6 protein-coding genes are annotated in these 6,097 nt (G+C 34.5%); 3 read left to right on the top strand and 3 right to left on the bottom strand.

All coding sequences use genetic code 11. From position 1 onward, the window contains the following. Nucleotides 1–187: 187 nt before the first annotated feature. Nucleotides 188–1,387, top strand: coding sequence for an IS110 family RNA-guided transposase (locus H5R88_RS06260; RefSeq protein WP_182578375.1), 1,200 nt, complete (start codon nt 188–190; stop codon nt 1,385–1,387). Between the two features lie 231 nt (nt 1,388–1,618). On the opposite strand, the gene H5R88_RS06255 is transcribed toward H5R88_RS06260, so the two are convergent. Then, nucleotides 1,619–1,783 carry a hypothetical protein gene (locus tag H5R88_RS06255; RefSeq protein WP_182600546.1) on the bottom strand — a complete coding sequence of 55 codons (165 nt, stop codon included), beginning with the start codon at nt 1,781–1,783 and terminating at the stop codon, nt 1,619–1,621. A 146-nt stretch (nt 1,784–1,929) separates the two neighbouring features. Here H5R88_RS06255 and H5R88_RS06250 point away from each other — a divergent pair, with 146 nt between their 5' ends. Beyond that, nucleotides 1,930–2,967, top strand: a complete 1,038-nt coding sequence (locus H5R88_RS06250) for an aldose epimerase family protein (protein WP_182600545.1) — start codon at nt 1,930–1,932, stop codon at nt 2,965–2,967. Between the two features lie 140 nt (nt 2,968–3,107). On the opposite strand, the gene H5R88_RS06245 is transcribed toward H5R88_RS06250, so the two are convergent. Beyond that, entirely contained in the window at nt 3,108–3,548 is a 441-nt protein-coding gene (locus H5R88_RS06245) for a hypothetical protein (RefSeq protein ID WP_182578887.1), read from the bottom strand. Nucleotides 3,549–3,727: 179 nt separating this feature from the next. Next, on the bottom strand, nt 3,728–4,972 hold the full coding sequence (locus H5R88_RS06240) for a D-alanyl-D-alanine carboxypeptidase family protein (RefSeq protein ID WP_182578888.1): 1,245 nt from the start codon (nt 4,970–4,972) through the stop codon (nt 3,728–3,730). Between the two features lie 191 nt (nt 4,973–5,163). Here H5R88_RS06240 and H5R88_RS06235 point away from each other — a divergent pair, with 191 nt between their 5' ends. Continuing rightward, nucleotides 5,164–5,961, top strand: a complete 798-nt coding sequence (locus H5R88_RS06235) for a serine hydrolase (RefSeq protein WP_182600544.1) — start codon at nt 5,164–5,166, stop codon at nt 5,959–5,961. Nucleotides 5,962–6,097 lie beyond the last annotated feature (136 nt).

Below are 6,097 nucleotides of genomic sequence, written 5' to 3'. Positions count from 1 at the left end.
CTTTTTTGTTAAAGTAGGGGTGAAGTTGACATGTCGTACTTTTGTATGACGCTTGACGTCGGATTTAAAACTGGCAACTTCACAAGTCTATTCTTAATCTGCTCTTAGTCTGTTGGCTCTTAAGTCGTGTATTGAAAATTAGATTTAATAGACTTTTTGTGATTCTACTTCATTTGGAGATGATAAAATGCGTACTGTATTTGGGATTGATGTTAGTAAACATATAATTAACTTGGCAATTGTAGTTAATAAAGTAAAAGTTGATGAGTGTAAACTAACACTTGATCGTCCTGGATTAGATAATTTATTAAAGCTCCTTAAGGTCTTCCATCAACCTGAAGTGGTTTTTGAGGCGACCGGTATTTATTCTCGTACTCTTCAACACTTTCTTGATTGTAATGAGTTTAATTATACGATGCTTAACCCTTTAACTGCTAAAAAGCAACTCGATAGTTTACGTCCCTATAAAACTGATCGAGCTGACGCTCTTAACCTAGCTCAAACTAGTTTCATTATTCACCGCTCTTTATCTTATAAGCAGGCCCCAGTATATGAACAGTTACACGATCTTAGCCGCTTTTACCAAGAAGTAAGTCGAGATGTTGTTAACCATAAAAATCGGCTACATCGTGCCTTACAACTTACTTTCCCTCAATTGGAGTCATTATTTAGTAATACTAATAACGAGCTATATTGGGCAATTGTGATGCGTTTTTCCTGTCCTTCACAGGTTCTTAAAACTTCGTTTACTGATTTACGTTCGCTTATCCAGGATAGCACTAATAAAGTTATATCAACTAACCGCGCCACCTGTATTACCAAAAAGCTAATATCACTTGCTAAAGAAGCTTATCCGGTTGTTAATGACAATTCCTATGTTTACGAACAAATTCAGTACTTAACTAAACGCATCGTTGAGGAAGTCCATGAAAAAGATAAGATCATTTCAGAAATGCAACACGAAGCAGAAAATTTACCTGAATATGATTTACTATTAAGTATTCCTGGCTTTGGTGTACGAACCGTTACTTCTTTAATCGGTGAATTAGGTGATATTCGCCGCTTTCACAGTAGTAATGCACTTAATGCCTATATTGGAATTGATCTTAGACATTATGAATCGGGCAACTTCGTTGCTACCGATCATATTAGTAAACGTGGTGACGCAGTCGCTCGTAAAATTCTATTTAGATCCATCCAAAATATTGCGGTCGCTAGTCACTTTCATCCTAATCATATTAACGACTTTTATCAGAAAAGGAAAAGGCAATCTTCTCAGCCAGGGACTAAGAAAATTGCCATTGCCGCGATACATCGCCTTCTCAGAACGATTTATCATCTTGTAAAATACAATCAATCTTATAATTATCAAATAGCCAAAGCATAATTTAGGATTGATTCTTACTATTATTCTACAACCCATGAAAAATAAATCTAGTTCATGAGTTTATTTTGTTATACCTTAAATTCCCTTTTTAAACTACCTTAACTATCTAAATAGTTTTTTCTTAAATTAATCTCAAAGAAACACCTTAATATACTTGACTATTCGTAGAAAACAAAAGAAAGAATTTATATTCTTTCAATAAATACCATTCAATAACGCCAGTATTTTGGATCAATTTTTTCGCTGATCGCTTCCATAACGGTCTTGTTCTTTAATCGAACTGCTTTTATGTCGATGCTTGTTAATAAAATCCTGCTCAGCTGCGAATATCATTAAGAAATCAGTGAAATTTTTATTAAAATTCTTTTTAAATCTTTCCCATTTACTTTTAGCCATCTCACATTCCCCAATTGCTATAATATATCTAATATTTTTTATTCTAGCATATTTATTTTATGTGCAAACGATTGCACGATTTTAAAATAAATATGTGGTAAAATAAGTAAGTGAATAAAGCGCTTACTTCAAGGAGGAATTTATTTATGGAAATATCTAAAGTACCATTTGGAACTTATAAGGGCGAACCTGTTACCAAATACATTTTAACTAATGATAACGGGGTCCAAGCAGGGATTTTAGATTTTGCTGGTTTACTACAATCTTTTAAGGTACCAACAAAAGACGGCGGTAAAGCTGATATGATTTTAACTTCAGAAAATCTTGATGAATTTACCAACAACGGCTTCTGCACTAACCGATTAATTGGCCGGGTTGCCGGACGAATTGCTAATGGTAAATTCAGTATTAATGATAAAAAGTACCAAATTGAACAAAATGACGGAAAAAATGCTCTTCACGGTGGCACTAATGGTTTTTACAGTCATATTTGGCATGTTGATAGCACAAAAGCAACCGATGATGCTGTTTCAATCACCCTCAATTTAACCTTAAGCCCTGAAATCGATATGTATCCTGGTACGATGCATATTACTGCAACTTACACTTTAAATAATGATGATTTTCTTTCACTTAAGATATCAGCTACTACTGATGCCGATACGTTATTCAACCCTACCAACCACACTTACTGGAATATGGCAGCAGCAAATGTTCCAACAATTGACCAATTAAAGCTTTACGTTAACTCTGAAAATCACTTAGCCGTTGACAATGGCAAGATTCCAACCGGTGAAAAGATCGCTAACGAAGGAACACCATTTGACTTTAGCTCCCCAACTAAAATGGAAGATGCTCTAGAAAAAATGAGTTCAACTAAGGAAAACGGCTTTGACGATATTTGGGAAGTTACTCCTAGTCTCACAAAACCAGTTGCCACACTTGAAGATCCAGAAAGCGGCCGGAAGATGAGTCTTTACTCTGATCGCAATGGATTAGTTATGTATACTATGAACTCAGATGATGCAGCAGTTTACAATCACGGACAAGTTCATCCCCATCTTGGGTTAGCAATGGAAGCACAGACTCTTTCGGATGCTCCTAACCATCCTGAATTTGGTGATATTACTTTACATCCAGGTGAGGAAAAAACATACACTATTAAGTGGCATGTAGAATACTAATCATGAAATCTAATAAGTAACAAAAGAAACGGAAAATAGCCGACTTTGTATGAAGACTATTTTTCCGCTTCTTTTTTATAAAGTATAAAAGAGATCAGATTTTACTCTAATCTCTTTTATACTTCATTAGGAATTTTCAATTAATCTTTGGTATCTGGGTTGTACTTACCAGCCTTTTGAAGGATTTCCTTTGCCTTATCAAGGTAATCGTGTTCTGCACGGAAGGCCTTAATCTTACCACCCTCATCATCAGGAAGAGCTGCTAGCTTTTGATCTAATTCATCAAATTCTTTGGTAAGATCCTTAATAACATTTTCTTCATCTTGCATGTAAACATAATGATTTTCTGCTGGATCCTTACGTCCTTCACCAGCACGTTCTTCAAGTTTATCTTCATATTTGTCAACTTTCCGAGCATGCTTAAGAATTGACTTAATATCCTTAATTGTCTCATGTTGTGCTGTACGATGCTTCTTGTTATCAACACTATCTTCAATCTTTGTTAAGTGTCCTTCTGCATCTGCAATCTTCTTTGCAATCCGATCTAAAGCCTTAAGTTGACGCTTTGCATAATCAGCCATAATAATTACCTCCTAAAAATAATAGCTATAATTCCTAATTCATCTTTATTATATTTTTATAATTTAAATTATACAAATAATATGACTCGTAATTATAGTTAATTTTATTTTCGAGTAATTACACCCCTTAAATAGGTCGATCAATAGAATGATAGAACGTTCTATCATCGACCTATTTATTAAAACATCGATTTTTTAGCAACACTTTGACTGGCACTTACTGGAATACTAAAATCAGGCAATCCTGAAATATGTAACTCGATTGAACCAACTTTTTGCCCCTTCTTTACCGGTGCTGTTAATTGTTTTTGATCACTATTATACATTTTTAGTGTTGGTTGAGTTGCTTGTAATTTCATATTCTTCGGAAGCCAAACTGTAGGCTCCTTTGTTAACTTAATATTAGTCTTATTCTTATTTTTACCATCTTTTACTTTTACACTGGTGAGCTTAGTTGAAAGATCACTTATTTTTTTAATTTCAACTGGCTGATACTCAGCACTTAATTTATTATAAAAGTCCTGCTGCATCTTTGACTGATTATTCCAGTCTCCTTTGGTATGCAAGGCAACCAAAATAATCCGGCGTCCTGCAAAGGTTCCCGTTGACACAATACACTTACCTGCGCGATCAGTATTTCCAGTCTTTAACCCATCAATTTCCCCATCCTTAGGGGCAAAACCGTTTTGTGGTAAAAGAGCATTTACATTTGTCATTAGATATTGTTGGTCTTTAGTTACATCAAAATTAGCAAACTTTTGCTTTGTGATGTCGAGAGTTTCAGGATACTCATCAACAAGATATTTTGAAATAAGAGCAACATCTTTAGCAGATAATAAGTTCTCGGCGTCCTTATCTACTCCTTTTAGTTTATGTTTTCCTAAGTCCCCGTTAGGCAACCCAATCATATTGTAAATTTTTATATCTGTAACTCCTGCTTTTTTCGCAAATGCCATCATCTTTTTATTAAAGGCTGCTGTACTGCCAGCATCAGCTAATGCTAGTGCTTCTGTACTTCCATCAGCAGATACCAACATCATTGAATCAACTAATTGACGGACAGTATATTTCTCTCCATTCATTAATGGAACATTTGAAAAGTGCCAATCATCTGCCATTTTAGCAACTGCTGGGGTAATCTTAATCTTTTGATCCCACTTTAAATGATGATTTCGAATATCTTGTAAAATTACTCCTAAAGTCAATATTTTAATTACAGATGCAATTGGGTAGCGTTTAGTAGCATTTTTTTGGTATAAAACCTGTCCGCTTTCTGCATCAATTGCATAAGCTGCTCGTGCATCCATTTGAAAAGCTAAAGGATCAGCATGAACTTTTGTGAACATCCCCACCCCATTTAAGCAGACGCTAATTATTGCCGTTACCAATAATAATTTGGTAAAAAAAGACTTAACTTTTTTCATTATCATCATTTCTCTCCTTTATACATTAAATTATCATATCCTATTCTGTCTAAAAAGGGTGTAACGATTTGATAACAATTTAAATAAAATCATTATTTTTCATTAAATTAAGAAGATGTACCTTTCATCTTCTAAAAATTATCTGTATTATTAATAAGTATGCTAATTTTAATCAGAAAGGGTCGGTTAAAATGCAAAGATCGCAAAGTCATCGTCATAAACCGCGCAGGCTTATCTTATTTGTTATCGCTATTTTACTTATTATTATGGGGATCCGGCACGTTAGCTCGACTAGTGCCCGCCTAAAATCCGCATGGAATAAAATCATCTTCACTTCCAATAATAATGTAAGTATTGCGGTATATTCCCCAAAGACCCACCAAATTTATACTTCTAGCAATGCACCCCATCATAAATTTCGAACTGCTAGTACAGTAAAGGTTAGTATTCTAGCAGGGATTCTTGCTAAACAAGAAAGCCCTCTTACAAGCCACCAAAAATCACTCGCTACTAAAATGATTGAACAAAGTGATAATGATTCAACTAGTGAATTATTCGAAGACTATCTTGGCGGTAAAAACGGTCTCCAACAAACATTTGAAAAATTTGGTATGACCCAATCACAGGCTAATAGCAGTTGGGGATTAACTGTTACTACCCCGAAAGATCAAGTGAAACTCTTAAATAATATTTTCTATAAATCTAAGGTTTTATCTAACGAAGAAAGAAGCGAAATTCGTAATTTGATGAGTAATATCGAAAGCGACCAAGCCTGGGGAATTTCAGCAAGTAGCGATAATTTCGCATTAAAAAACGGTTGGCTAAATTACGGTAAAGATGAATGGATTGTCAATAGTATTGGTTACGTAAAAAATAGTAACGGAACAGACTATACGATTGCAGTTTATACTGATAAAAATCAATCAATGGCAGCGGGACAACAAGTAATTGAACAACTTGCTCGTGTAACAAAACCAATATTGGACTAAATTGAAACGAGAAACAAAACAGGGCTGAAAGAAAACTTCAAAATGACGTGTACCCTTAAAGTTGGAACCTGTATGTTCTTGCTTTAAAATTGAATAAATATTTTTCTAGGCAACTAGATTCTGCTCATATTGAAGT

The sequence above is a fragment of the Limosilactobacillus agrestis genome, assembly GCF_014145585.1.
GTDB classification, from domain to species: domain Bacteria; phylum Bacillota; class Bacilli; order Lactobacillales; family Lactobacillaceae; genus Limosilactobacillus; species Limosilactobacillus agrestis.
The sequence above is the reverse complement of the archived record's forward strand: the minus strand, read 5'-3'. Positions and strand labels throughout refer to the sequence as shown.